Genomic DNA, 24,153 nt, shown 5'->3' on the forward strand with positions numbered 1-24,153 from the left:
AGTAATCGATAATGAAAACAATGCGCATATGGTTCGGTTGTGTCGCGGGATTAGCTGTAACATTAGTGTTTGGTTGGTCTTACGGCTTGTTTGCCGCATTATTACCCCTCTTTGTATTAACACAAATTGACCAATGGAACGCAGGCATATTAATTCAATTACTGTTGGGGATTGTTTGGGTAAGCATACAGGTCACTTTTATTGTGGGGTTCTTTCAACCTTATCCTGTTTTAATGACGCTGGCTGTTGGCATTCTATTAATGGTCAAATGCATTGCGATGACCCATAAAAGTAGTTATTTATTTGGTTATACAGGGCTATTAATTGGCTCAATTCTACTTAATTTCGGTAGCTTCAACAGTTTTGATATTGAAGAGTTTGTGATGGGGCTATGGGCTTCAGCCCTTGTTACCGCCCCTATCGTGGCGATGGCGTTGTATTTATTCCCTGAAAAACCACCGTCACCATTGGTTAGTATTTCATCTTCAGATGCCACAGAACAACAAAAAGTGAATGCCTCAAAACAAGAAGTCTGTACCTCAACGGCAGAAGAAAGAAAAATACACATTAGAAACCAACGTAAAGATGAAATAGGCAGAGTACGCCAAGCAGCATTAGGTTGGATTATTGCAATGGCAGCATTCATCTTGTTCCAAGTTGCCGATTTAAGTGATTCATTATCGGCACAAGCATCCATACTTATCGTATTAACCCCTATGACTTTAATTGGTTCTTTAGGGGCGGCAAAAATCCGTATTATTGGTACTTTTTTAGGCTGTTTAGCCGGCATGATGGTGCAGCTAAGTTTATATACGCTTTCTAATAACGGAATGCTATTTTTAATGGCGTACGCGATTGCGGCAGGTATATTCTGTAAGTGGTTAGCATCGGGTACCATTAAAGCCAGCATTGGTTTTTCTGCAATGTCTGCGTTAACAGTGCCCTTAACAACATCTTTTGTACCTGAACAGCAAGACGCTTTTTTTTCAATCATCTACCGCTTCAGCTCTATCTTTGTTGCCGTTATAGGCACGTCACTTGCTATCTGGATAGGACACCACCTGTTGGTTCGTCTTATCCAATTTAAAGAGCCTCAATGTAACTAACCTAATCGCTATTCCCATAGCTAAAACCGTTTTATATACCCTTATATAACGTCAATAAGGGCTTGATGAACGAAATATGAATCAAGCCCTCACCTTTTATTCAGCCCATCTCTTTCATAATCAACTCCATACCCACTAAGGAGAAAAATTATGAACGCTATAAGTATTGTTGTTATTACCCTAAATGAAGAAAAACGTATTGGTCGCCTTCTGGATGATCTCAGCAAACAAACTCACCAAGATTTTGAAGTGATCGTGGTTGATTCAAACAGTACCGATAACACATGCGACGTTGCAAAGGGCTTTGCTAAGGCCTTACCTGCGCTGACTGTTCATCGAATGGACAATAAAGGTACAAGCTTAGGTCGTAATACTGGTGCTGGCCTTGCAAAGCACGAGAGACTGTTATTTCTTGATGCCGATGTGCGCCTTTCGCCAACATTTCTTACCGATGCATTACACAAACTCGATAAGAATAAATTAGAAGTCGCTGGCGTGTACATGGGGGCAGACGAACTATCACTGAGCTATCGTCTTGGCTACGGTATATTCAATGCTGGTTTATTTGCTACGTCATTTTTCTTCCCGACGTCTGTTGGTGCCTGTTTGTTTTCGACCAAACGGGTGCACAACGAGATTAACGGGTTTGATGAAAGCATCACACTATGCGAAGACTGTGATTATGTAAAACGTGCAGCAAAAACCTGGCGCTACCGCATGCTGCCAATCACGTTTACTTTCGATCCACGCCGCCTTGAACAAGAAGGCTTCATCAAAATGGGATTAACCTATTTAAAAGCTAACGTACGCCGTTTCTTTTTTGGCGAAATGCGTAATCAAGAAATGGAATACAAATTCGATAATTACAACGAAAAGGCGGGAGCAGAACCACAACCGACTAAAACGCCTGAATCTGCACAAGCAGATCCTCAAACAACACAAGCAAGTCATTAAGGCGTAGAAATGAAATTTTCATGGTGGTGGTTCTTTGGTGGAAATTTTCTAGACGCATTAATTGGTCCGAACCTCTTCTTTCCCGGAGAACCCTTCCTATTGGCGGCTGGTTATGCGCTTCATAATGGTTTCATTTCAGGAATAATCTTTGTTTTTATAGGTGGTTTTCTCGGCGATCAGATTAGCTATTGTATTGGTCGGAAGCAGGGATATAACGGAAGGCGCTGGCTAACACGTAGAATCCCTAAAACACGCCGTCCTTTTGCTAAAGCCAAACTCGCGCTTAATAAGCGAGGGCCACTAGTGGTTGCTGTCGCGCGGCTACTTGGTCCTGTTGCTTGGATCATGCCTTTTCTTGCTGGAAGCTACGCAATGTCATGGACTGTCTTTACGCTTTATTCACTCATTGGGTTGTTACTGGGTGTCGGTCAGTTTGTCATCCTTGGCTATATGCTTGCAGCAGGTATTCATTTATTACCCGATCTTACACCAATCATCCTGTTCTTCTCTGAGCACAGCTTATTGATTATATCAGTCATTATTGCCAGTGTTTGTAGTGCATTTTTTTATCGAAAAAAGCATAAAAGTAGATGGTTTGGCATTGCAGCATGTTGGGTTGTTGTTTTATGTGGCATGAACTACGTACACTTTTTTATCAGTGATGCGTATGCATACGAATCCCCCACCTTAAAGAACAACGAGTATTCGGTAACGTTCGACAGCTTGACGCTAAATAAAACAACGAATCTACAAACCATCACCGATTTAAGTACCTTGGAATATAAAACGTATCCGGGCTTAGCCCCTGTCTACCAAGCGCAACCCATTAATATTGTTTTAGTTGGCAGTAAGCCAAATACATTAATGAAAGAATTAGGTTGGATTGAGAATAAGACATTCTCACGAGACAATGTCTCAATGAAAAAATATTTGTCTTTGATGGCACAAGATTTACCCCCCATTTCTGACTTGTACTGGAACCAGCAACCACAGTGGTCAGCTTACCAACAGACTGGTAACCTATTACAACGCAACCATATTCGATGGTGGTATGCAGGGTCATTAACAACAACTGGTGAACAGGTATGGTTAGGCGCAATCAGTTACGATAACCATTTAAAAGTTGCTCACTATAAAGGCATCATTACCGTGTTGCATGCCATCGATCCGGATGTTGATGTTGAACGAGATAGCCTCGCTCAACATGCACAAAATAAAGGCTGGCAGGTTTCTTTTGAGCGCTTTGCAAGTCCTGCTGCTTTTTCAAAAAGCAGCCACTACTTCAGTGATGGACAAGTCGCTGTGATTACCTTGATGTAATTGAAATCGCAAGTATCAGCCTATTTCAACAACAGGTTAACTACGAGGCTTTGCAAACACCTGAGTCCAATAAATACCATACTGCGTCGATGAGTTAGTCACAAATGATGCGCCCATCTGCGTGAAGTTTGCACTCATGATATTTAAACAGTGACCAGGGCTGTCAATCCATGAGGTCATAACCGCATCGACATCTTTCTGACCTGCCGCAATATTTTCACCGACTGAGCTCCATGTATAACCTTGAGCGGTAACACGCGTACTTACGCTTGAGCCGTCTGAACCTGTATGGCTGAAGAAATCATAATTTGCCATATCATTTGAGTGTGTATAAGCCGCTTGTTCTAATTGTGCATCCCACGTTAACGCAGGTACTGGTGGCATAATTGTACCACCACAATTTTGTTGTGTAGCACGAGCTGCATTAACTGCAGTTAGCATTTCATTTTGAAAACCAGTATCAGGTGCTGGCGTTGAACCACCACCACCTTCTGGATTTGTACCGCTACCACCACCTTCTGGATTCGTACCGCTACCATTACCGCTATCAGGTACAGTACCTCCGCCATTATTGCCGCTATCAGGCACACTACTGTCACCGCCGCCAGTATTGGAATTTGCGCCAGATGAAACTTGACCGCTATCAGAGCTATCAGAACCGCCAGAACCGCAACCAGCTAACGTGAATGTAGATATAAGTAATAATGATATTAATCGCATGAGTACTTCCAATATATTTGTAATAGTCTTGGTGTATCAGTAGACAAATTAAACAATACTATTAATGCGTTTAATTAGAACCTAATGATTAAATAAATATAGGCTATTTTCCTACCAACCTATGAATCGCGCAAATAATATACTTCTTTTCTATCTAACAATTCAATCCCAACACCCACTCAAACTAAAATCCTGACAAAGATCTGACAGAAAATATACCAACAAAACATATAAGCCAATGTATTAAAACACAAAAAACAGAATGAAAGAAAAAAAAGAAAATAACAATAAAGAACATGAATTAATAAATTAAATATAATAGTGATGTAGACAATTAAAATTCTACATTTAAACAAACATCACAAACCAACAAGACAAAAAATAACAATAAAAAAACCACACAAACAAAAAACAATAAAACAAAATAAGAAATTACGATTTAAGGTGGGGAAATTAATAAATCTCAAAAATAACTTACCGTCTCAAAACTGATACAAGCTGTTGATGGCACTCATTTTAAAAATCATATGGAAAATTAAACACAGCCTCTACAGTCACTCAAAAAAAACAAGGTACAAACCATAAACTCACATTTTCAAAAATTCGAAAATCAAAAGTAATACTGAATTTAACCTGAACACTCGTCAAAATAATGACTCAATATTCACCTTATAGCGAAAAAAAACAAACAAACTTAAAAGTCGAAAAAATGTTACCAAGTCATTCATGCAAATTTAAATCATAACCTTTATTCCAAATTCGAAATCACCTTCACTTTATATACGATTTTAATGTTGATTTTAAACATCAAAACCAACAAGAATGTTAACCTTTAAATCCATGCACTTAACATGTAAAAGTAAATGGGATAATAAAATCCGACTCGTCATTTAAATGACGAATTAACGTCATAAATACAACAAATAAATATTAATATAAAAAATAGGCGTCTCATTCCATTTAACACACTACTCTTTAGAATAATGTTTACTTATCTAGACACCAGAGCCTTTAAATAATGACAGCCCGCAAGGAATCACCATGACCAATACCATAATCTATAGTGATGACAGACAACAATGTGCCAAATTTCTCTATCGAGGATCGTTCGGACCTCAACAAGGCGAGATTGACCAACTACAGCAAAATGGCTTTGATGCTTGGCTTAACCAACAGTTTTCATCATCCCCCTCTTATCATTTACCTAAAGCTCAAGCTTTTGCTCTTTTAACCAATGATGATGTGAACGACAACATGCGTCTTGGGGCATGGTGGCAATGTGCACTTGAAGCGAATGATCAACTACGTCAGCGTATGGCCTATGCGCTAAGCCAAATTTTTGTAGTATCTAAACACGGCATAGGTAACCGACATGCCGGATTAGCCAATTACTACGATATCTTAGTGGGACACGCTTTTGGTAACTTTCGAGATGTTCTAGAGAAAGTAACACTCAGCCCAATGATGGGACGTTACTTAACACTTGAAGGTAGTCAAAAAGCCAACCCAGATAAAAATACCTTTCCAGATGAAAACTATGCAAGAGAAGTCATGCAACTTTTCTCACTAGGCCTGTGGAAGTTACGCGGTAACGGAAAGCCTAAGCTTGATGCTGAAGGAAATAGAATTCCAACCTACACTCAGCATGATGTAGAAGAGCTCGCTCGTGTACTTACTGGCTGGCGCCGTACAAACGATTTAGATCCTATGTATGCCGATAATAATAGGCATGACACCGACGAAAAAATCGTACTGAAAACACGCTTTTCAGCAGGCCAAAGTGCCGAACAAGATCTGCAACAAGCACTAGATGTATTATTTAATCATGCTAATACCCCCATGTTTATTGCAAACCTATTGATTAAGCGTTTTGTAACGAGTAACCCACGTAGCGGTTATATTTCACGTGTAGCAAAAGCGTTCAAAGATAATGGTGAAGGTATACGAGGTGATCTTCAAGCAACACTAAAAGCCGTACTAACCGATGCTGATGCCTTTAAGGGCAGAGCAAATGCCGCGGGCAATGGTCGTAGAGCCAGTAAACAGCACTTTGGCTTATTAAAAGAACCTATTATTACCGTTGCCAACCAAGCTCGTGCATTGAATATGACATCCGTCGGTGAGCGTTGGTGGAACTTTCAAGGAACAGAAAATAATTTAGGGCAAGCACCACTCGCCGCTTCCAGTGTTTTCAACTTCTACACATCAGATTTTGCCCCTCAAGGTGAAATTGCCGATCTTGACCTGACAGCGCCTGAATTCAACATACTGACAACTGATATAATGCGACGGATCCACAACCGCTTTTGGAGTAATATTCTTGCCTACAGGAACACAAAAGATAAACATTGGGTTTGGAATCGTTCTGAGTACGAACAACTTGAAGCATCTCCAACAGATTACGTTGCATTGATTAACGAGCGTTTTTTTGGGGGCTTAATGTCAGATGAATTAGCGACCTATCTAACCGATATGCTAATCAACAAAATAAGCCCAACACAAATAGATAATCGTATTCAAAGCACACTCTATGTTGCTGTTACATCACCAGAATTTTTCTGCCAGGAGTAATCACATGAAATTATCGCGTCGACACTTCTTAAAAGGCAGTGCAGCATTAAGTGCAACTACCGCAGCAGCAACACTTCCGTCAATCACTTCTGCCGCTGATATGATTACAAACCCCTCAGATCATAAAGCATTAGTCTGCGTATTTTTGTTTGGCGGAAATGATGCTTACAACATGGTTGTGCCTGTAACAGACAGTGCCTATACCAACTACCTTGCTGCGCGGCCTGACCTAGGACTAAAACTAGACGAAATCAACACAACGGGTTTACTAACAGACAATGATATTGAGGTTGGTCTCCATCATGCGATGTCATCATTACTGCCGTTATTTCAAAATGGTCAAGCCACTGCGTTAGTCAACACCGGTCAATTAATACAGCCAACAACACGCAGTTTAATCGACCAACATATCGTAGAGCTGCCTGAGTTTTTAATGGCCCACAACATGCAGCAAGAAATGTGGCAATCAGGTGCGAAAAACTTGGCCAACCCATTAGGCTGGGCAGGTCGAATGATGGATATGTTAGGCTCAAGTGGTGACATATCACCTTTAATCTCGATTGGCAGTGATAAAAAGCTATTACGCAGTAAAAATGCAAATCAAACTATCATCAGCAGTGCTGGGGTTGGCACTTACAATGGAATGAATACCGATGTACGTATTGATGGTTACTTTAACCACTTTACCCAACGCGATTACAGCAACCTATACACACGAAACTATTCTGATCGTATGGAAAAAAGTATCGCAGAGAACGAAGCATTAAAAGTCATTCTAGATAAACACCCTGCTAACGCAGAATACCCTGAAGGTGGCTTAGCCTCGCAATTAAAAATGGTCGGACGTTTAATAAAAGCGCGTGGTGATCTGACCCATCAACGACAAGTATTCTTTGTTGGTATGGGGGGTTTTGATACCCACAAAGATCAAAAAGTGCCACATCATAATCTATTAGCACAACTGAGTGATTCTCTTGCTGCGTTCAATACCGATATGGAAAATGAAGGATTAGCAGATCAAGTTACCTGCGTCACTATGTCTGATTTTGGGCGACGTGTGCAAGCAAATGCATCGGGTACCGATCATGGTTGGGCTGGGCATCAAATAGTCACTGGCGGTGCAATCTCTGGCGGGAAAGCCTACGGACAATGGCCAGATCTCACCTTAAACAGTGAAAATGACTATAACAAAGGTCGTATCATTCCAGGTATTGCAGCCGACCAAGTTAATGCTTCATTGTGTAAATGGTTTGGGCTCAATGATACTCAAATACTGGAGTTATTCCCTAACCTTGTACATTTCGAGCCTCGCTATATCGATTTTATTTGCTAAATTAATCGCTAAGCATTAAGAACAAAACAAATAAAGGGGCTATATTCTTCTTGGCAAAAAAATATAACCCCTTTTTCTCAAATCACTTTAGGCCGTGTTGAGTTACGCTAAATCATCTTTCGTGACACTCACGCCTTTGATTTGCGCATAGACCTCATCACCGACTTTTAACGCTAATTCATCTGCAGCCCAAAGGGTTATATTCGCCCAAAGGTGGGTTTCACCAACGCGCAGTTTAACCTCTACTTTTTGATCATCTTCAATAAGATGGATTTTATCAATACGAGCCAATAACACATTTCGAATACTGGTTTGTTCTGGTTTCACTCTTGTTAAAGAAACATCGTTTGAGTGAATACGTACTCTTATCCACTCACCCCGTTCTTGATTCAGTCGGCTCACCCACAAATAGGCATTATGGCTAAGCATAACTTGCGTTAACGCATATTTAGGGTGATTGAGATTTACACGGGCTGTTAACAGCGAACTTTGCTCTTTTGCCGGTAACCAAGGTCGCATTTCGAGCGATCCCCACACGCTATTAACATTACCAGAAACGACAACTTTCCCTTGGTTGATCATTACCATGTGATCAGCCAAACGTAATATTTCATCAAGACTGTGGGTAACGTATACAATCGGGGTATTCACTTCTTTCGCTAACATTTCAAGGTATGGCATTAGCTCTTGTTTACGCGGCAAATCTAACGATGCTAATGGTTCATCCATTAAAAGCATGTCTGGCTTTATCAGTAATGCTCGCCCAATCGCCACCCGTTGCTTTTCTCCACCTGACAAAGAAGAGGGGTAACGATTTAATAAATGCTCGATACCTAATAAAGTCACAATGTCATTAAAATGCTGAGGATCTTTGTGATCGCACCCGTAATGTAAATTTCCCATTACCGTGTAGTGAGGAAATAATCGAGCATCCTGAAATACATAACCAATACGTCGCTTTTCGGGTGGCAGAAAAACATTATTCGTACTGTCGTATAACACCCGTTTTCCCAACGATATGTAGCCTTCATCAGGGCGAGTTAACCCACTTAAAATATTAATAAGGGATGTTTTACCAGCACCAGAACGACCGAATATCGATGTAATACCTTGCATCGGTAGCTCGACATTCATATCAAGATCAAGATCACCAAGTTTCTGCTTTACGTTTATGGTCAACACATCATTAATAATGCGATCTTGTTTTTTAACTGTGGCTACGTGTAATGGCGACATTTTCTGACTTGTTAGCATGCTGCCTCCAAACGCTTTCGAGCAATACGCGATAACCATTCAGACACAACCAATGAAGCCAGTGCAATGACAATGGCGATAATACAGAGACGAGCAGCTTCATTTTCAGCACCTGGTGTTTCAATAAAGGAATACATCGCAAGTGGAATAGTTTGTGTTTCACCTGGAATATTCGACACAAAAGTAATCGTGGCACCAAACTCACCCAAAGCACGAGCAAAAGCCAAAATGGTGCCCGTCAAAATGCCCGGTAATGCTAGGGGTAACGTAATGGTGAAAAAGACTTTTAACGGGCTAGCGCCCAGAGTGCGTGCCGCTTGTTCAAGTTTTATATCAACACTTTCTAAGCCTAATCGAATTGAACGCACCATTAACGGAAAAGAAACCACCGCCACAGCTAACGCAGCCCCGCGCCAACTAAAGCTAAACGTAAGCCCGAACCATTCATATAACCATTTTCCGAGCACACCTTGGCGACCCATGGTAAGTAAAAGCACATAGCCAATAACCACTGGTGGCAATACTAAAGGAAGATGTATTAATCCATCTAACATCGACTTACCAATAAACTGGCAACGAGCCAACACCCAAGCACATAAAATACCAAATGGCAGGCTAAACAACACCGCTATACCTGCAATTTTCAAGCTCAGTAGTAGTGCTTGTAACTCATATTCAGTTAACACTCAATTCTAACCCCAACATCATTTTTCAACATAAACGATTATTTATTTACACCAAATCCGTACTCAGTAAACACATCAATCGCCTGTTCAGATTGAAGGAATTGATAAAAGTCGATGACTGCTTTTCGTGACTTATCTTTAACAATAGCAACAGGGTATTCAATAGGTACATGCGATGATTCAGGAATATCAGCAACAATTTTTACTTTGGTAGAGATTAACGCATCGGTCTTATACACCATGCCAAGTAACGCTTCTTCGCGCTCTACCAATACAAGTGCCCCTCTTACATTATTCGCTCTTGCTAACAGAGGTTCAGCTTGTTGCCATAACCCAAGTTTTTCTAGCGACTCTTTTGTATAGCGCCCTGCAGGAACATGCGCGGGATCCCCTGTTGCTAAACGAGTTCCATCTAAAGCTTGTTTAATATTCCAAGAAGCGTTGATAATTACATGATCATCAGGATAAGACTTAGGTGCAACCATTACTAATGAATTAGTTAATAACTGGTGTCGAGAATCAGCATCCATCACGCCTTCTTCAAACACATAATCCATCCATTTATTATTAGCAGATAAGTAAATATCTGCAGGTGCACCTTGCGCAATTTGGCGTGCTAACGTCGAAGATGACGCAAAAGACATGGCCGTTTTCACTCCAGTTTCATCTTGATATATATCCGCAATCTCGTTCATTGCATTGGTTAATGACGATGCCGCAAAAATCGTTACTTTTTCAGCAGCATGAACGGGCATAATTGAAGAAAAGGCCGCTGCAAATGAAACAACTAACACGCTAAGTTTCTTACTTACCCACATATCCTATCCTCGAGTATTTAACAATTCGATATATACCTTACTACATATCGATATTAAAAACGAACGATCTCACTACGTTTAATGGTTAGCTGCTGCTTAAAAAGAAGCATTTTTATACTTTGATGGTATGACTTCGTATAATTTTGACGTTACAAACAAAAAGAGACGGTTAATTTAGCTAATGTCGGTAAGCCCACCGAATACTAGAGGCTTCATTGGGTAATGACTCAACTTGGCTCCCACCACTTTTTCAAGCTTTGTGATAATCCTCTATTAACCAGTATTGTTCATAATGGCCGTCCTTGGTTTAGTAACAAAGGCGCAGATCGTGATATTGAAATGAAGCTAAAAAAAATAAGCAGCATATATAATTGTATTATTACCAAACCAATTCGATGATAATCAACGTGACAAAAATAACTATGTGATAATTAACTCTGGCCAAGAAGTTAATAAGCTAGTGGATAATTTATAATTTCAGATCTATTTAAATAAATAACCCCCTTATGCAATAAAAGTATCGTAACATACATTTAAGCATTTCACTTTGGATGATGAAAAGACCATTGTGTCGGTGTATTTTCATCATCAAAGGTAACGGCTATGACCAACAATTCTAATAAGGTACGTATTGAAGAAGATCTACTAGGTGAACTGGAAATTCCGTCATCAGCTTATTACGGGATCCACTCTCTGCGCGCCTATGAGAACTTTTCTATCTCATCGATGACAATTTCAGATGTACCTGAGTTTGTTCGCGGTATGGTTTTTACCAAAAAAGCAGCCGCCAGAGCAAACATGGAACTAGGCACTATCCCTAGCGATGTTGGCAAGTACATTATTGAAGCCTGCGACTTGATCATCGATACCGGCAAATGCATGGATCAGTTTATCTCGGATGTATACCAAGGCGGTGCCGGTACTTCCGTCAACATGAATGCCAATGAAGTGATCGCCAATGTTGCACTGGAACTGAAAGGTCACGAAAAGGGCAAGTACCACATCATCAACCCGAACGATCATGTGAACAAGAGCCAGTCGACCAACTGCGCCTACCCAACAGGATTCCGTGTTGCTGTATATAACAGCATCATCAAGATGATCGGTTCAATCGAATATCTTCAAGCAGCCTTCGATGCAAAAAGCGAGGAGTTCCAGGGCATCCTGAAAATGGGCCGTACCCAACTGCAAGACGCCGTACCAATGACTGTGGGTCAGGAGTTTCATGCTTTCAGCATCTTACTAAAAGAAGAAATCAAAAACCTGAAGTATGCAGCCTCTCTACTTCTGGAAGTGAACCTTGGTGCTACTGCTATCGGTACTGGTCTTAACGCACCTGCGGGTTACCAGGAGCTGGCTGTAAAATACCTTGCCGAAGCAACCGGACTCGACTGTGTACCGTCTGAAGATCTGATTGAAGCCACTTCTGACTGTGGTGCCTATATCACCGTTCACGCTGCGCTAAAACGTCTGGCAGTCAAACTGTCTAAGGTCTGTAATGACCTGCGCCTGCTTTCTTCCGGCCCACGAACCGGTCTTAACGAACTAAACCTGCCTGAAATGCAGGCCGGCTCTTCGATTATGCCAGCCAAGGTTAACCCGGTTATTCCTGAAGTGGTAAATCAGGTTTGCTTTAAAGTTATCGGCAACGATACGACGGTCACATTTGCCGCTGAAGCCGGTCAGCTACAGCTCAATGTGATGGAACCGGTGATCGGTCAGGCTATTTTTGAATCCATTGAATTGCTGAACAATGCTTGTATTAACCTTGCCGACAAATGCATCAAAGGAATCACCGTAAACAAAGAAGTGTGCGAAAGCTTCGTCTTTAACTCTATCGGTATCGTTACCTACCTGAACCCGTTTATTGGCCACCACGAAGGTGATATTGTCGGTAAAATCTGTGCTGATTCAGGTAAAAGTGTTAAAGAAGTGATACTGGAACGCAAGCTACTAACAGAAGAACACCTGGACGAAATATTCTCCGTGCAAAACTTGATGCACCCTGAATACAAAGCAAAACTATATAACTAATATAGATTAGAAATAACACCAACAATAAAAGGGCTAGATACTAGCCCTTTTAATTAATTCTTTCCCTTAGCTTGCATTGAGTCTATATATTCCAAATAAACGCTTTCATGCTTGATGGAAGTTTAAACATCACCTGTTAATTAGCCATTCAACTCTTTTATCGGGCTCACTTTACTTAACTCGTTCCACATAGCTTCACATGATGAGTGCAGCTTAGAATAATAACGATAAACATACAGATCTAATGGAACAGGCTCTCTCTCAGTGAGTATTTTTAATTGGCCAGATGCTAACTCTTCTTTTATTGCATAATCAGGAAGCCAACTAATTCCTTTACCTTGCAAAACTAAAGCCTTAATAAAATCAGTCATTGAAGATGAACATACCGTATTAGGGGTAAGTTTGGCATTGGCTCGATGAAGCGCTCTTCCCATATAGCTCTCAGGAGTATAATCCAGACATGGGACATCATCATTATTTGCCAGGTCATAGAGCGTATTTCCACTTTCATCCACAGCTGAAACGCAATACAAAAAACTACGGCCAAGATATATTGATCGATACGGGGCAACTTGCAGCCTATCTTCATAAAATGAGAATAAAAAGTCGCACTTTCCGTCTATGAGTAATTCAACTGCGTCATCAACTTCATTGGCATCAACAGATAAACTTGTATTCAATTTTTGGTTAAACAGACAAGAATGTAATTTAGGCAGCAAGCTGATAGCAACGGAGTGTGCAGAGCTTAACCGCACAGTATGCCTACCATGAAAAGAGCTTCCTGCTAAACGACTAACTTCTTCATCTATTTGATGAATAATAGATTGCGCCGTGGTTTTAAACTGCTTCCCGCACAACGTCAGTTCGATAGGTGATTTACTGCGATCAATCAAGACTAAACCTAATTCTGCTTCAAGCGATTTTATTCGTCGGCTAAATGCAGGTTGAGTAACATTGCGGACAGTAGCTGCATGGGAAAAATTTTGTAGTTCAGCAAGAATAAGAAAATCTTGTAGCCATTTTGTTTCTATATTTTTCATTAATCTTCCTCAATACTATAAATTCTACTGCCGTCATAATCCCAAAATCACCCGCTATGAAAACAAGTGCTTATATAGAGTTATAGGCCATTAGCCGGTGGCAGTAAGGATCAATTAGTTATGAGCATTTGTCTATTAAGTGGATCGCATACTTTAAATTTAGTCTGATGCTTATTAATAACCAAGCCTTTCTTTTCAGCATTTCCCAAGAATGACAGATAATAATAATATCCATCTGTAACATTATAAGAAAAACACAACCATTGTATTAACAAGTGCAATGAGTGATAAAAACAGATTCAATATTAACCTCTCGATCCAAATTAGAAACAAGTCAACATATTATTATAAGAAACTCGTATCCTAATAAATTAAAGGTCAATAGAATGAACTTAATCGTTAAATTATTGTGTGGAATATTAATAGGCATACTGATGGGTATGTTTGCCCCAGATGTACTTATTCAAGGTCTGATCACTGTAAAGTATTTAGTTAGCCAGTTAATTAAATTTACCATCCCCTTATTAATTCTCTTCTATGTCACCAGCGGTATAGCAAGCCTGCCAAAAAACTCTGGGAAATTATTGAGTAAGACAGTTGGCCTTGCTTATATGTCAACGTTAGCTGCCGGTATTTTCGCGTTCTTGGTCGCAAAGAGCCTGTTCCCTGTTTTACTCGATGGTGCTGGCCAGTTACCCGAAGCCAAAGCCGCTCTTGCACCATTCTTAGCACTTCAGATCCCGCCACTAATGAACATAATGACGGCGTTGACTATTGCCTTCATGTTTGGTCTGGGTATATCCACGACCGGAGCTGATCAGCTGAAAAAAGTCAGTGATCAGGGCCGTGATATCATTGAACTGTTTTTAAATAAAGTATTAATTCCGGCACTGCCTTTTTATATCGCTGGTGTATTTGCCGATATGACAGTAAAAGGCACCGTATTTGCCACTTTGCAAACCTTTAGCCTAGTGTTACTTGCTGTCGTCGTCATGCACTGGGTTTGGTTGACCTTCCAGTTTGTAACCACCGGTATTGTCATACAGCAATCTCCGTTAAAGATCCTGCGCACCATGATGCCAGCCTATTTTACCGCTGTTGGTACTATGTCCTCCGCCGCGACCGTTCCGGTAACGTTGCAACAAACTAAACGCAATGGCGTATCAAATTCTATTGCCAATTTCGTCGTGCCATTGTGTGCCAACATCCACATGTCAGGCTCGGTGATCAGTATCGCAAGTGTTGCTGTGGCCGTCATTCTCATGACTGGTGGTTCTGTTCCTAGTCTGCTCGAAGCCCTACCGTTTATCGCCATGTTAGGTATCACTATGGTTGCGGCTCCGGGTGCGCCAGGTGGTGCAGTTATGGCTTCTGTTGGCTTGCTTGGCTCAATGCTTGGCTTTACCGAAGAAATGATTGCACTGCAAATTGTTCTTCACTTAGCACAAGACAGTTTTGGTACCGCCTGTAATGTGACCGGTGATGGCGTGATTGCCCTGTTGATTGACAAGATGTCTGGCGAGACACAAGAAGCAGAAGAAGGGTTGGAGCTGGTAGAAGAAACAATCTAATCAAGCTTTAATTTATTCATTGAATATCACAATAAGAGTTGTTTCAGGCAACTCTTATTTTAAAGATAAACAGGATAGCTGTTAAATGTACGAAAATAATAAAACGTTATACCTCCCTTATGCAGGCCCTACTCTGCTAGAAAATGCCCTACTCAACAAAGGCAGTGCATTTTCGCCGGAAGAGAGACAAAACTTCAGCCTGATGGGACTGCTACCAGCAGCAATCGAGTCCATTACCGAACAGGAAGAAAGGGCATACAGCCAATATCAAACTTTCAATGATGATATGGATAAGCATATCTACCTACGCAATATTCAAGACACCAACGAGACTCTCTACTATCGTTTGATTGATAATCATATCGAAGAGATGATGCCAATCATTTATACCCCGACGGTAGGTGCTGCTTGCGAACAATTTTCCAATATTTATCGTCGTGGCCGTGGTCTGTTCCTTGGCTATCCCGATAAAGGCAACATCGTTGACATCTTAAACAACGCAGCTCGTCAGGATGTGAAAATTATCGTTATTACCGATGGCGAACGTATTCTTGGTCTGGGCGACCAAGGTATTGGCGGCATGGGTATTCCTATCGGCAAACTGGCACTATATACCGCTTGTGGTGGAATCAATCCTGCCAACACGTTGCCAATCGTATTGGATGTTGGCACCAATAATACTCAACTTTTATCAGACCCTATGTATATGGGATGGCGCCATCCACGCATTACTGGGCAGGAGTATGATGACTTTGTAGAAGAATTTATTCAGGCCGTAAAGAGCCGCTGGCCAAATGCATTAATTCAGTTCGAAGATTTTGCTCAGAAAAATGCCATGCCTCTACTCAACCGTTATAAAGATAAAGTGTGCTGCTTCAATGATGATATTCAAGGAACAGCCGCTGTTACCGTAGGCAGCTTACTTGCCGCCTGCAAGGCCGCCGGTTCCGAGCTTTCCGAACAACGTATTACCTTTGTTGGTGCTGGTTCTGCAGGTTGCGGGATTGCAGAGGCCATTGTGGCGCAGATGATCGCCGAAGGGCTAAGTGACAGTGCTGCGCGCGCGCGTATCTTTATGGTTGACCGCTGGGGACTACTGACCGACAACATGCAAAACCTGCTAGACTTCCAGCATAAGTTAGCTCAGAAAACTGCCACCGTCAGTCAGTGGAATGAGACTGGTAACATTTCACTGCTAGATGTAGTAAGCAATGGCAAGCCAACAGTCCTGATCGGTGTTTCCGGTGTTCCCGGCCTGTTCAGCCAAGAGGTGATCATGGAAATGCATGCCCACTGTAAGCGCCCAATTGTGCTTCCGCTATCAAACCCTACCAGCCGCGTTGAAGCAACACCTTCAGACATTATTCGCTGGACAGAAGGTGATGCACTGATCGCAACAGGCAGCCCATTTGATCCTGTTATTTTTAATGACAAAACCTATCCTATCGCCCAGTGTAACAACAGTTATATTTTTCCTGGCATTGGTCTTGGTGTTCTGGCATCCGGCGCGACCCGTGTCACGGATGAAATGCTGATGGAGAGTAGCCGTGTTTTAGCCGAATGTTCACCGCTTGCTCAAAATGGCAATGGTGCTTTGCTGCCCCCATTAAAAGATATCCATCAGGTTTCTCACTGTATTGCTCTGGCCGTGGCCAAAAAAGCTGTTGAGCAAAATAAAGCGCCTCAACGTACAGAAGAGCAATTACTTGAAAAAATCGAAAGTTATTTCTGGAAGCCGGAATACTTAAAATACAAGCGTACTGCGCTATAAGAGCCTCTTAATGTTAGGGCAGAGAATTTACACACAAAACGTGAATGCATTTGATAGTTGATTTCGGACTGTAACCAATAAAAAGAGGCTGCTATTTTAATCAGCGGCCTCTTTAATACCAAGATACTAATAGATATAAGCCTTACTTAGTTTCGATTGCTTGTTGAATTGCAGGGCCAATCTGACGCTTACGTGACGTAACACCATCAAGAGATAACCACCCTTCTTTAACATCACCGTCGAACGCTAATTTTGCTACCGACAAATCAGCGGCATCAATCCACAAAAGATTAGCACGCTTATTCTTTGTGTCGGTTACAGAGAAAAAGAGGTGATCAAGTTGATTAGCCTCTTTATGTGATTTCATAGCAGTAACAAACTCATCACGTCGATCAAGCAATTGCTGGGCAGTTAATGTTTCAGCAACACCAATACCCACTTTCTTACCACCAAATTCGAAGTTTTTATAATCCATTGTCAGGATATCTTCAGCGCTAACATGGCTTAGGTCAGATTTAGCTTCCAGCATTTTTTGACCAAACACTTCTATATCTTTGATACCAGCTTGCAATGCCATTTTTTCAGCGTAAGTATGATCATATTGAGTAGTCGTAGACGATTGGAAAACAACAGTATCAGATAGAATACCCGCTAGAGTTGTACAAGCGACAGACTTTGGTAATTGAAGATTTAAACTTTCAGCGCGATCAGCCAAAATGGTCGCAGCAGAACCCCATGCTCGAATATCGATTGCAGCAACTTGAGACATATTAACGGGTTTACCACCAATCGCATGATGATCGATAATGGCAACAATACTGCTTTCATTTATGCTTTTATGCAGTTGCGTTTTTTGATTAAAATCGACTAAGCCTACGGCTTTCTGGCTAAAATCATTCAGCTGTATTGGTGCTACTGCTTGGCAATATTCCAAGACAAATTGGCTTTCAGGATTAATAGCTTCTGGTACAACAGCCGTACCACCATAAATATGAGCAGCAAGTATTGCTGACGTCATCGTATCTGTATCTGGACTTAGGTGTCCCGTCCATACTAAATTATCAGTGCTATTTTGCGAAGGGGCAGACAATTCAAATGCTGTTGCACTAGAACTTGCCAGTACCATTAGCACGAGCAGTTTGTTCATTTTCATGATTGATTCCATTACTATCATTAAATTTAATAGATGGAATATATGCGCTTTTTATGACATTTAAATGAAACAAATGCTCGTTATATAGAGTGAATCCAATACTTTGTTTATAAACGAATTAGTACTTTACTTTTGAAAACAACATCACGTTTCTTTACTTATAAAAAAGGCCGCAATTTGCGACCTTTATAGATTAAAAATGAACGAGATAACGAGAAGCTGGCTACATTACACTTTTAATATAATTAAGCGCACCCGTTATCGCAGCAACTTGTGCGTTGTTGCACTCATCATCATTAACCAATGGGCTATCAGGGTAGACTTCAGTCGTTGTCGCATACGTACAATCAGTAAAACCACTACACAGCCCTAACGCTTTGGTTGCGTAATTAATAACACCCTCTTGCGTTATAGGCTCGCCAATGATGTTGCCATCAGCATCTGCAGGAGCAATATGAGTCACTTTTCTTACTGATTCAATAATGGCTTTTTGAAACGCATCCATTGGGTTTTCAGCATCACCCACTAAATAAAAACCATCAGGAATAATATCAGCGTCGTACTCGATACCATTGCGAGCAGCCAGTGCTGGTCTAAATTCAGACTCGTCAGAATCGGTCGTTTCATGTAAATCAATATGCGCCGTAATACTTACACCAAGTGATGCTACAAATTGCATTAAAGCAGCCGATTCTTCTGAAGGGCTATCTTTATAAAACGAACGATTAGGATCGACAGTGTTTGGATTCCATCGATTAATAATTTCGTAGCCCCAAGGGCTAACACACGGCGCAACAACAATATTAAATGTACTGCTGTAGTTCTGTACTTCAGTTTCTAGAAATTTAATTGCACCGTGTACGCCGCTTGTCTCATAGCCATGTACGCCACCTGTGACTAAAATTGTCGGCTTAGTCAGATCCCACTCTAATGATTTAACAGCATAAAGTGGATATTTTTCGACGTCGTAAGAAAGCGCACCGTATTGAACCAGTTCTAAGCTTTTTTTAAGGGGCTCAAGTTTAGTAACCACTTCCTCAAGGTAAGAACGCTCTATCGTCTGGTTTGCTAACCAAGCCGCTTTTTCTTCTGCTTCCCATTTTTTTCCAGGAGTACCAATCGGATATACTAAGCCAGTCATTGTTTTTCCTTTTTATAATCGTTTTTACAACAGCTAAAGAGCATAAACATCCTTGTCGTTTTAGGCAATTGCTTTAATAAAATGACAAATCCACTCATATATACCTCAAGATGCTTGGTATAAAGGCCTAAACCACCCAATCTATCGCTTAAAATTTATCCTTTACGAATGCTTATTTAATCTTAACTAAAATAAATTGACCAAATCAGAGCGATTTAATTGCGAATACCTCCAAATGGTTTACATATTAGCCGGTTAGAAATGTAAGGGGTTTACAACACAATCGGTATTCACTATTATTCTTCGCATCAGGAGAGATGGCTGAGTGGTCGAAAGCACCGGTCTTGAAAACCGGCAAGGGTTTATAGCCCTTCTAGGGTTCAAATCCCTATCTCTCCGCCATATTCGTATTTAGGCGTAAGCGTGAATACAAAAAGAATAAAGTGTGCCGACTTAGCTCAGTAGGTAGAGCAACTGACTTGTAATCAGTAGGTCACCAGTTCGACTCCGGTAGTCGGCACCATTTATTAGTAATACCCCTGGAGGGGTTCCCGAGTGGCCAAAGGGATCAGATTGTAAATCTGACGGCTCTGCCTTCGAAGGTTCGAATCCTTCCCCCTCCACCATCTACAACTTTGTTACTTTCTAAGTGATAAACTTTATAAGTAACAAATTGCGTGCATCGTATAATGGCTATTACCTCAGCCTTCCAAGCTGATGATGCGGGTTCGATTCCCGCTGCACGCTCCAAAATTTCTAGCCTTGAAACTCCAACACATTGAAAAGACACTTATTGTGTTTTTTCGTGTAATACCCCATTGTTTTCCAAAATCTTCAATACAACAATTAAACTTTGCCTAATGATAATAAATTCCAATGGATAATGGTATATAAAGGAAACTATTTTTTGTGTGAATATTCATTCGACATATGTTCTCTTTATTAGTCACAACTTTCTCTGCGAAATAAAGATGGTGATAAACCCGTTTGTCTCTTAAATGCACGTGTAAAATTTGAAGAATCACTATAGCCTAGTCTTTGTGCTATATTAATTATTCTTACATTATCATTGAGTAATGTAATGGCATACGCAGTTTTTTGCTGCATTATAATATCTTGAAAGGTGGTTCCATGACATTTAAGTATTCTTTGAATACTTCTTTTTGAGCATCCAAAAATATCAGATATAAAAGGTAGATCAAAATCTTCATGTTCAATAAAAGTATTGATTGCAAGCCTAAGCCTATCGAGAGACCCTGAATCTGTTGGAGATATTAAATTACTGATCGCTACATTTTCTGCGATATCATCAAAATAAGCGTCAACGGGTATACACCCATACTTATAATTATTAAAGACTTTTCCAGATTTTGTCATGGTTATTATTTCATGAGGAGGCGCTATGTGAGATGCCAAATACAATATTTCAGGTTTCCAATCATCACCGAGAAAACGTCTAAGTAAACTAATTATTAGCATTGTTCTATGGTATTCACCTTGCGACAAGCCTTGTATTTTGAGAGAAGCAGTTCTTTGGTGGCAGATATAAAATATATCTTTATGAAGCTCTAACCATAAGTTGATATGAGAACCCAGAAGATTTCGGTTAGATGATACAAAAAAGAACATATCAAAAAAACTTTCGGCTTTTAGCATTTTTCTTGTAATAATCGGATGTATGTGTGAATAATCATTTAAAACTGTCGCTTTTATACCAATATTTTCAATATTAAGCACGCCTGATATTTCATTGACTATTTTGTAAACGTAGATAGTAGGAATATAACAATTGGCTTTAACCTGATGAATAGTAAGATTGAAGTCGTTTAATAACGCGGCTTGACTAAAACCGGAGTTTTCATAATAATTTAAAAATGGTAATAATGCCAAAGAGTTATGTAAAGGTAGTGTTGAAAGTGAACTGGTCATTGTCATCCGATTTATATTTATTGGCATTATTAATTAAAAACAAACAATAATATTTGAGTGCTTACCAAATATCGATTTTTAATTATTTATACTTAAAACCCATTTTTCACATAGCAAATATACCATGGCAATATGTCATACAAATATATAATATTCAAGTTTTATTTAACTTTGAAAGTATTGAATAATCATCATACTCTTCTCTAGATAGAATATGATAAAAATTTAAGGTTAGTCATTCTTATCATACACCCAATATCAAACATGTATCACATCTAAAACCCAATAAAACTTAAATGCTTTCTAAATAAGTTAAGAACTAATGATTTTATGACCTTCTAAATTTTCATATTGTATAAACGCATGTTATCTTACTCATTCAAGTTAAATTAAGCCCGATAATTTCACTTCGGGCTTAAATATCACTCATTATTATTAGTTTTGAGAGGAGGATTTGATCATCATGATATTCTCTCCCGTATTGCCAATAATTTGCTTCTTATCACTACCAAGTAGGTAGAACGATTTATTCTCGTTGTTTAGTACTTCATCAGATGTCTCAATGACAACTTTGCCATTGATAATATGTACATTCTTTAAATAATGGGCGAAGTCAGGAATAGTTGTAGAACTGAATGGACTGGATTGTTTTCCTGACACAACATTGAACCCGCTATCTGATACATTTTTAGCAGCAACAAACTGATCAGTTTTTGAGTTTAAATAAATATTGCTATCAATGCTCTTTGTTATTGCTTGGATACCGTTTATTGATAGCTTAAGCGACTGATACCAAGCTGTATTGGAAAAATCGGTTAATATTACCCACTTTCCGTCATGCCATAAGTATAAGTTAGACAAACTACCATAATTTTCAGAAACAAGCTTGAAAGGTATGCCATAGTTACTGCTATTATCAAAACCTGACCATATGCCATAGCTTAATGTGGTTTTTTCAACATCATTCAGATTGGTTTCAAGGTTTTGTAATGCTGAAATAGATGCGGTTTTGACTCGTTGTTTTAGTGCAATATCATAAACAGAGACCGAGCCGCCACGTGGTTTTGAAACAATGTATTTGTCACTGTAGAATTGCCATTCTTCTCCCGTTGTATCAGGAAGCGCAACATATTGCCCGGTAATGCTGTCAAAGGTCTTCACCTCGCCGTTTTTATTTACAATAAACTCATGTTCGGCATAGTTTAGCTCGGAGGAAACATATGGCTTAAGGAATAATTTTGCGTCTTTGACTGTGGTTTGAGTATCGATATTTAATAATCGATTAACTGTTGACAATTTGAAAAAATCTGTTGACTTAAATACACTTTCATCTTTGCTAAGATCAGCTAACTTTTGGTTAGAAGTTCCGACAATGTAATTTCCGGTGTAAGAAAAATCACTATATATACAGATATTTTTACCAAAAGCGGTATTAACAAACGATTTTGGTAACGATGTAAAGCTGACTAAACGTCGACTGTCATCTATAGGCTCTACATTGAAACTAGCGCCATTCAGGTTAACACTTCTATTATCAAGGGCTAATGGGTCAGCTTTGCAACCACCTTTAGCTATTGTATTTGTTGGGATCTTGAAGTCAATCGTGTTGTTGCTCTTATCGTAGAATTTTTCAAGCTCGCTAGAATAACCATCAGTCTTATATAATGTCGTATATTCAATATTTGAATTTAAGAAATCTTCTACAATATTTTCAAAATCATATGACACCGCTTGTGTATCGTCGACAATGACATCTGATTTACTATTACCGCCACCACCTCCGCACGCAATAAGAGTCGAGGAAATAAAAAATGACATTATGCATGTTTTATAATTTTTCACTTAAATTTAACCTTTTATTATTTTTAGAATAACTTTTCGAATATTTAGGGACAGTATCGTTTGAAGCTGTAGTTGCAAATACATAGAGCGAGTCACGCGGCCACAAAGCAACACCTAACACGCCAGTGCAAATTTAAAACATCTATTTTACAATCTTTTCAAACTTATAATTTGATAGATATGAATACATACTGACACATATGGGCATAATATAGATGTAAGCGTTAATATCCTGTCATTTTGTGCCAAACCATCACTTAATTAAAGGTTTTGACCTGTAATATCAACTCAAAATATGCAATTAAATGAGCATCATTAACCTTAATATTTTAACTATTAGTATTGATAGTGTCGGAAGTAAAGGTAGTTCTAAATACGAGCTAATTATCTTGTTAAATGGGATAAAAATAAAAAATATTTGTGATAAATAATTAAAATAATTTACACATTCGCAAGTCAAACATTAAGAATTAATGGTGGAGTAAGAAAGACAACCAAATGTAGTAATATATTCATAAATTAATTTCAGATGAATTTGAACATCACCATTACAAACCCACAGCCTATTATTAATAACTTAATCTATAAATCACAAACCAGATACTTCCTAATAATCAACCATCATTAATATATCATTAGATTAAGAGTTGGATCGAGATCTAGCTTTAAATTCCCAGGTGCTTGGTTATAGGTTAACGATGAACCAATGTTACATTTTCTCTTTTAACCCTAACATGCAACCATTGGTGAACTTGATACCTATTTAGGAAAAATAACGACATGGCAAAAGCTACTGCATATTTCATAACATTTCTTATCGGTAGTTCTCTTCTCAAAGTATTTATAGAAGTGATAATATGATCATGCTCTGTAGTAGCTGCTCCGTCGAACTCAGATAATTTCACAATAT

At 39.6% G+C, this 24,153-nt stretch carries 17 protein-coding genes and 4 tRNA genes; 12 read left to right on the forward strand and 9 right to left on the reverse strand.

From position 1 onward, the window contains the following. Positions 1 to 11 precede the first annotated feature (11 nt). The 3 genes from C9J12_RS08820 to C9J12_RS08830 all read left to right on the forward strand — a co-directional run bounded on the left by C9J12_RS08820 (position 12) and on the right by C9J12_RS08830 (position 3,380). Positions 12 to 1,106: a DUF2955 domain-containing protein gene (locus C9J12_RS08820; RefSeq protein WP_107242368.1), complete on the forward strand. Its 1,095-nt coding sequence runs from the start codon at positions 12 to 14 to the stop codon at positions 1,104 to 1,106. A gap of 150 nt (positions 1,107 to 1,256) precedes the next feature. Further along, positions 1,257 to 2,060: a glycosyltransferase family 2 protein gene (locus C9J12_RS08825; protein ID WP_107242369.1), complete on the forward strand. Its 804-nt coding sequence runs from the start codon at positions 1,257 to 1,259 to the stop codon at positions 2,058 to 2,060. Positions 2,061 to 2,069: 9 nt separating this feature from the next. Further along, positions 2,070 to 3,380 (forward strand): LssY C-terminal domain-containing protein, encoded by a 1,311-nt coding sequence (locus C9J12_RS08830; RefSeq protein ID WP_107242370.1) that lies wholly within the window; start codon positions 2,070 to 2,072, stop codon positions 3,378 to 3,380. Between the two features lie 36 nt (positions 3,381 to 3,416). Here the strand turns inward: C9J12_RS08830 and C9J12_RS08835 are convergent, their stop codons facing one another. Next, positions 3,417 to 4,100 carry a CAP domain-containing protein gene (locus C9J12_RS08835; protein WP_107242371.1) on the reverse strand — a complete coding sequence of 228 codons (684 nt, stop codon included), beginning with the start codon at positions 4,098 to 4,100 and terminating at the stop codon, positions 3,417 to 3,419. A gap of 1,041 nt (positions 4,101 to 5,141) precedes the next feature. On the opposite strand from C9J12_RS08835, the gene C9J12_RS08840 reads away from it, so the two are divergent. After that, the gene (locus tag C9J12_RS08840; protein WP_107242372.1) at positions 5,142 to 6,671 is read left to right on the forward strand and encodes a DUF1800 domain-containing protein; all 1,530 of its coding nucleotides are present in this window, start codon (positions 5,142 to 5,144) and stop codon (positions 6,669 to 6,671) included. A 4-nt stretch (positions 6,672 to 6,675) separates the two neighbouring features. Further along, positions 6,676 to 8,004 carry a DUF1501 domain-containing protein gene (locus C9J12_RS08845; protein WP_107242373.1) on the forward strand — a complete coding sequence of 443 codons (1,329 nt, stop codon included), beginning with the start codon at positions 6,676 to 6,678 and terminating at the stop codon, positions 8,002 to 8,004. A gap of 102 nt (positions 8,005 to 8,106) precedes the next feature. On the opposite strand, the gene modC is transcribed toward C9J12_RS08845, so the two are convergent. The 3 genes from modC to modA are packed head-to-tail and all read right to left on the reverse strand — an operon-like array spanning position 8,107 to position 10,762. Further along, positions 8,107 to 9,240 (reverse strand): molybdenum ABC transporter ATP-binding protein ModC, encoded by a 1,134-nt coding sequence (modC, locus tag C9J12_RS08850; protein ID WP_227876315.1) that lies wholly within the window; start codon positions 9,238 to 9,240, stop codon positions 8,107 to 8,109. An 11-nt stretch (positions 9,241 to 9,251) separates the two neighbouring features. Beyond that, positions 9,252 to 9,944 carry a molybdate ABC transporter permease subunit gene (gene modB, locus C9J12_RS08855; RefSeq protein ID WP_107242374.1) on the reverse strand — a complete coding sequence of 231 codons (693 nt, stop codon included), beginning with the start codon at positions 9,942 to 9,944 and terminating at the stop codon, positions 9,252 to 9,254. Between the two features lie 38 nt (positions 9,945 to 9,982). After that, entirely contained in the window at positions 9,983 to 10,762 is a 780-nt protein-coding gene (gene modA, locus C9J12_RS08860; protein WP_107242375.1) for a molybdate ABC transporter substrate-binding protein, read from the reverse strand. 603 nt (positions 10,763 to 11,365) lie between these two features. Between modA and aspA the strand changes: the two genes are divergently transcribed. Next, positions 11,366 to 12,796 carry an aspartate ammonia-lyase gene (gene aspA, locus C9J12_RS08865; protein ID WP_107242376.1) on the forward strand — a complete coding sequence of 477 codons (1,431 nt, stop codon included), beginning with the start codon at positions 11,366 to 11,368 and terminating at the stop codon, positions 12,794 to 12,796. 140 nt (positions 12,797 to 12,936) lie between these two features. Here aspA and C9J12_RS08870 read toward each other — a convergent pair whose 3' ends face one another. Then, entirely contained in the window at positions 12,937 to 13,836 is a 900-nt protein-coding gene (locus C9J12_RS08870) for a LysR substrate-binding domain-containing protein (protein WP_107242377.1), read from the reverse strand. A gap of 386 nt (positions 13,837 to 14,222) precedes the next feature. Here C9J12_RS08870 and C9J12_RS08875 point away from each other — a divergent pair, with 386 nt between their 5' ends. Both C9J12_RS08875 and C9J12_RS08880 read left to right on the forward strand, forming a co-directional pair. Then, positions 14,223 to 15,407 carry a dicarboxylate/amino acid:cation symporter gene (locus C9J12_RS08875; RefSeq protein ID WP_107242378.1) on the forward strand — a complete coding sequence of 395 codons (1,185 nt, stop codon included), beginning with the start codon at positions 14,223 to 14,225 and terminating at the stop codon, positions 15,405 to 15,407. An 85-nt stretch (positions 15,408 to 15,492) separates the two neighbouring features. Then, entirely contained in the window at positions 15,493 to 17,178 is a 1,686-nt protein-coding gene (locus tag C9J12_RS08880) for an NAD-dependent malic enzyme (RefSeq protein WP_107242379.1), read from the forward strand. Positions 17,179 to 17,320: 142 nt separating this feature from the next. On the opposite strand, the gene C9J12_RS08885 is transcribed toward C9J12_RS08880, so the two are convergent. Both C9J12_RS08885 and C9J12_RS08890 read right to left on the reverse strand, forming a co-directional pair. After that, positions 17,321 to 18,331, reverse strand: coding sequence for a manganese-dependent inorganic pyrophosphatase (locus tag C9J12_RS08885; RefSeq protein ID WP_107242380.1), 1,011 nt, complete (start codon positions 18,329 to 18,331; stop codon positions 17,321 to 17,323). 223 nt (positions 18,332 to 18,554) lie between these two features. Further along, a complete protein-coding gene (locus C9J12_RS08890; protein ID WP_107242381.1) occupies positions 18,555 to 19,472 on the reverse strand; it encodes a M14 family metallopeptidase in 918 nt (305 codons plus the stop codon). Positions 19,473 to 19,783: 311 nt separating this feature from the next. On the opposite strand from C9J12_RS08890, the gene C9J12_RS08895 reads away from it, so the two are divergent. The 4 genes from C9J12_RS08895 (at position 19,784) to C9J12_RS08910 (ending at position 20,222) form a co-directional block, all read left to right on the forward strand. Continuing rightward, positions 19,784 to 19,874: transfer RNA gene (locus C9J12_RS08895), tRNA-Ser, on the forward strand. 45 nt (positions 19,875 to 19,919) lie between these two features. Next, positions 19,920 to 19,995, forward strand: a tRNA-Thr gene (locus C9J12_RS08900). A gap of 18 nt (positions 19,996 to 20,013) precedes the next feature. Continuing rightward, a tRNA-Tyr gene (locus tag C9J12_RS08905) sits at positions 20,014 to 20,098 on the forward strand. Between the two features lie 49 nt (positions 20,099 to 20,147). Next, a tRNA-Gly gene (locus C9J12_RS08910) sits at positions 20,148 to 20,222 on the forward strand. A 192-nt stretch (positions 20,223 to 20,414) separates the two neighbouring features. On the opposite strand, the gene C9J12_RS08915 is transcribed toward C9J12_RS08910, so the two are convergent. Both C9J12_RS08915 and C9J12_RS08920 read right to left on the reverse strand, forming a co-directional pair. Further along, positions 20,415 to 21,401 carry a helix-turn-helix domain-containing protein gene (locus C9J12_RS08915; RefSeq protein WP_170111738.1) on the reverse strand — a complete coding sequence of 329 codons (987 nt, stop codon included), beginning with the start codon at positions 21,399 to 21,401 and terminating at the stop codon, positions 20,415 to 20,417. Positions 21,402 to 21,836: 435 nt separating this feature from the next. Then, a complete protein-coding gene (locus C9J12_RS08920; protein WP_146150080.1) occupies positions 21,837 to 23,243 on the reverse strand; it encodes a hypothetical protein in 1,407 nt (468 codons plus the stop codon). Positions 23,244 to 24,153: the final 910 nt, after the last annotated feature.

It is taken from the genome of Photobacterium frigidiphilum (genome assembly GCF_003025615.1).
In the GTDB taxonomy this organism is placed as follows: Bacteria; Pseudomonadota; Gammaproteobacteria; order Enterobacterales; family Vibrionaceae; genus Photobacterium; species Photobacterium frigidiphilum.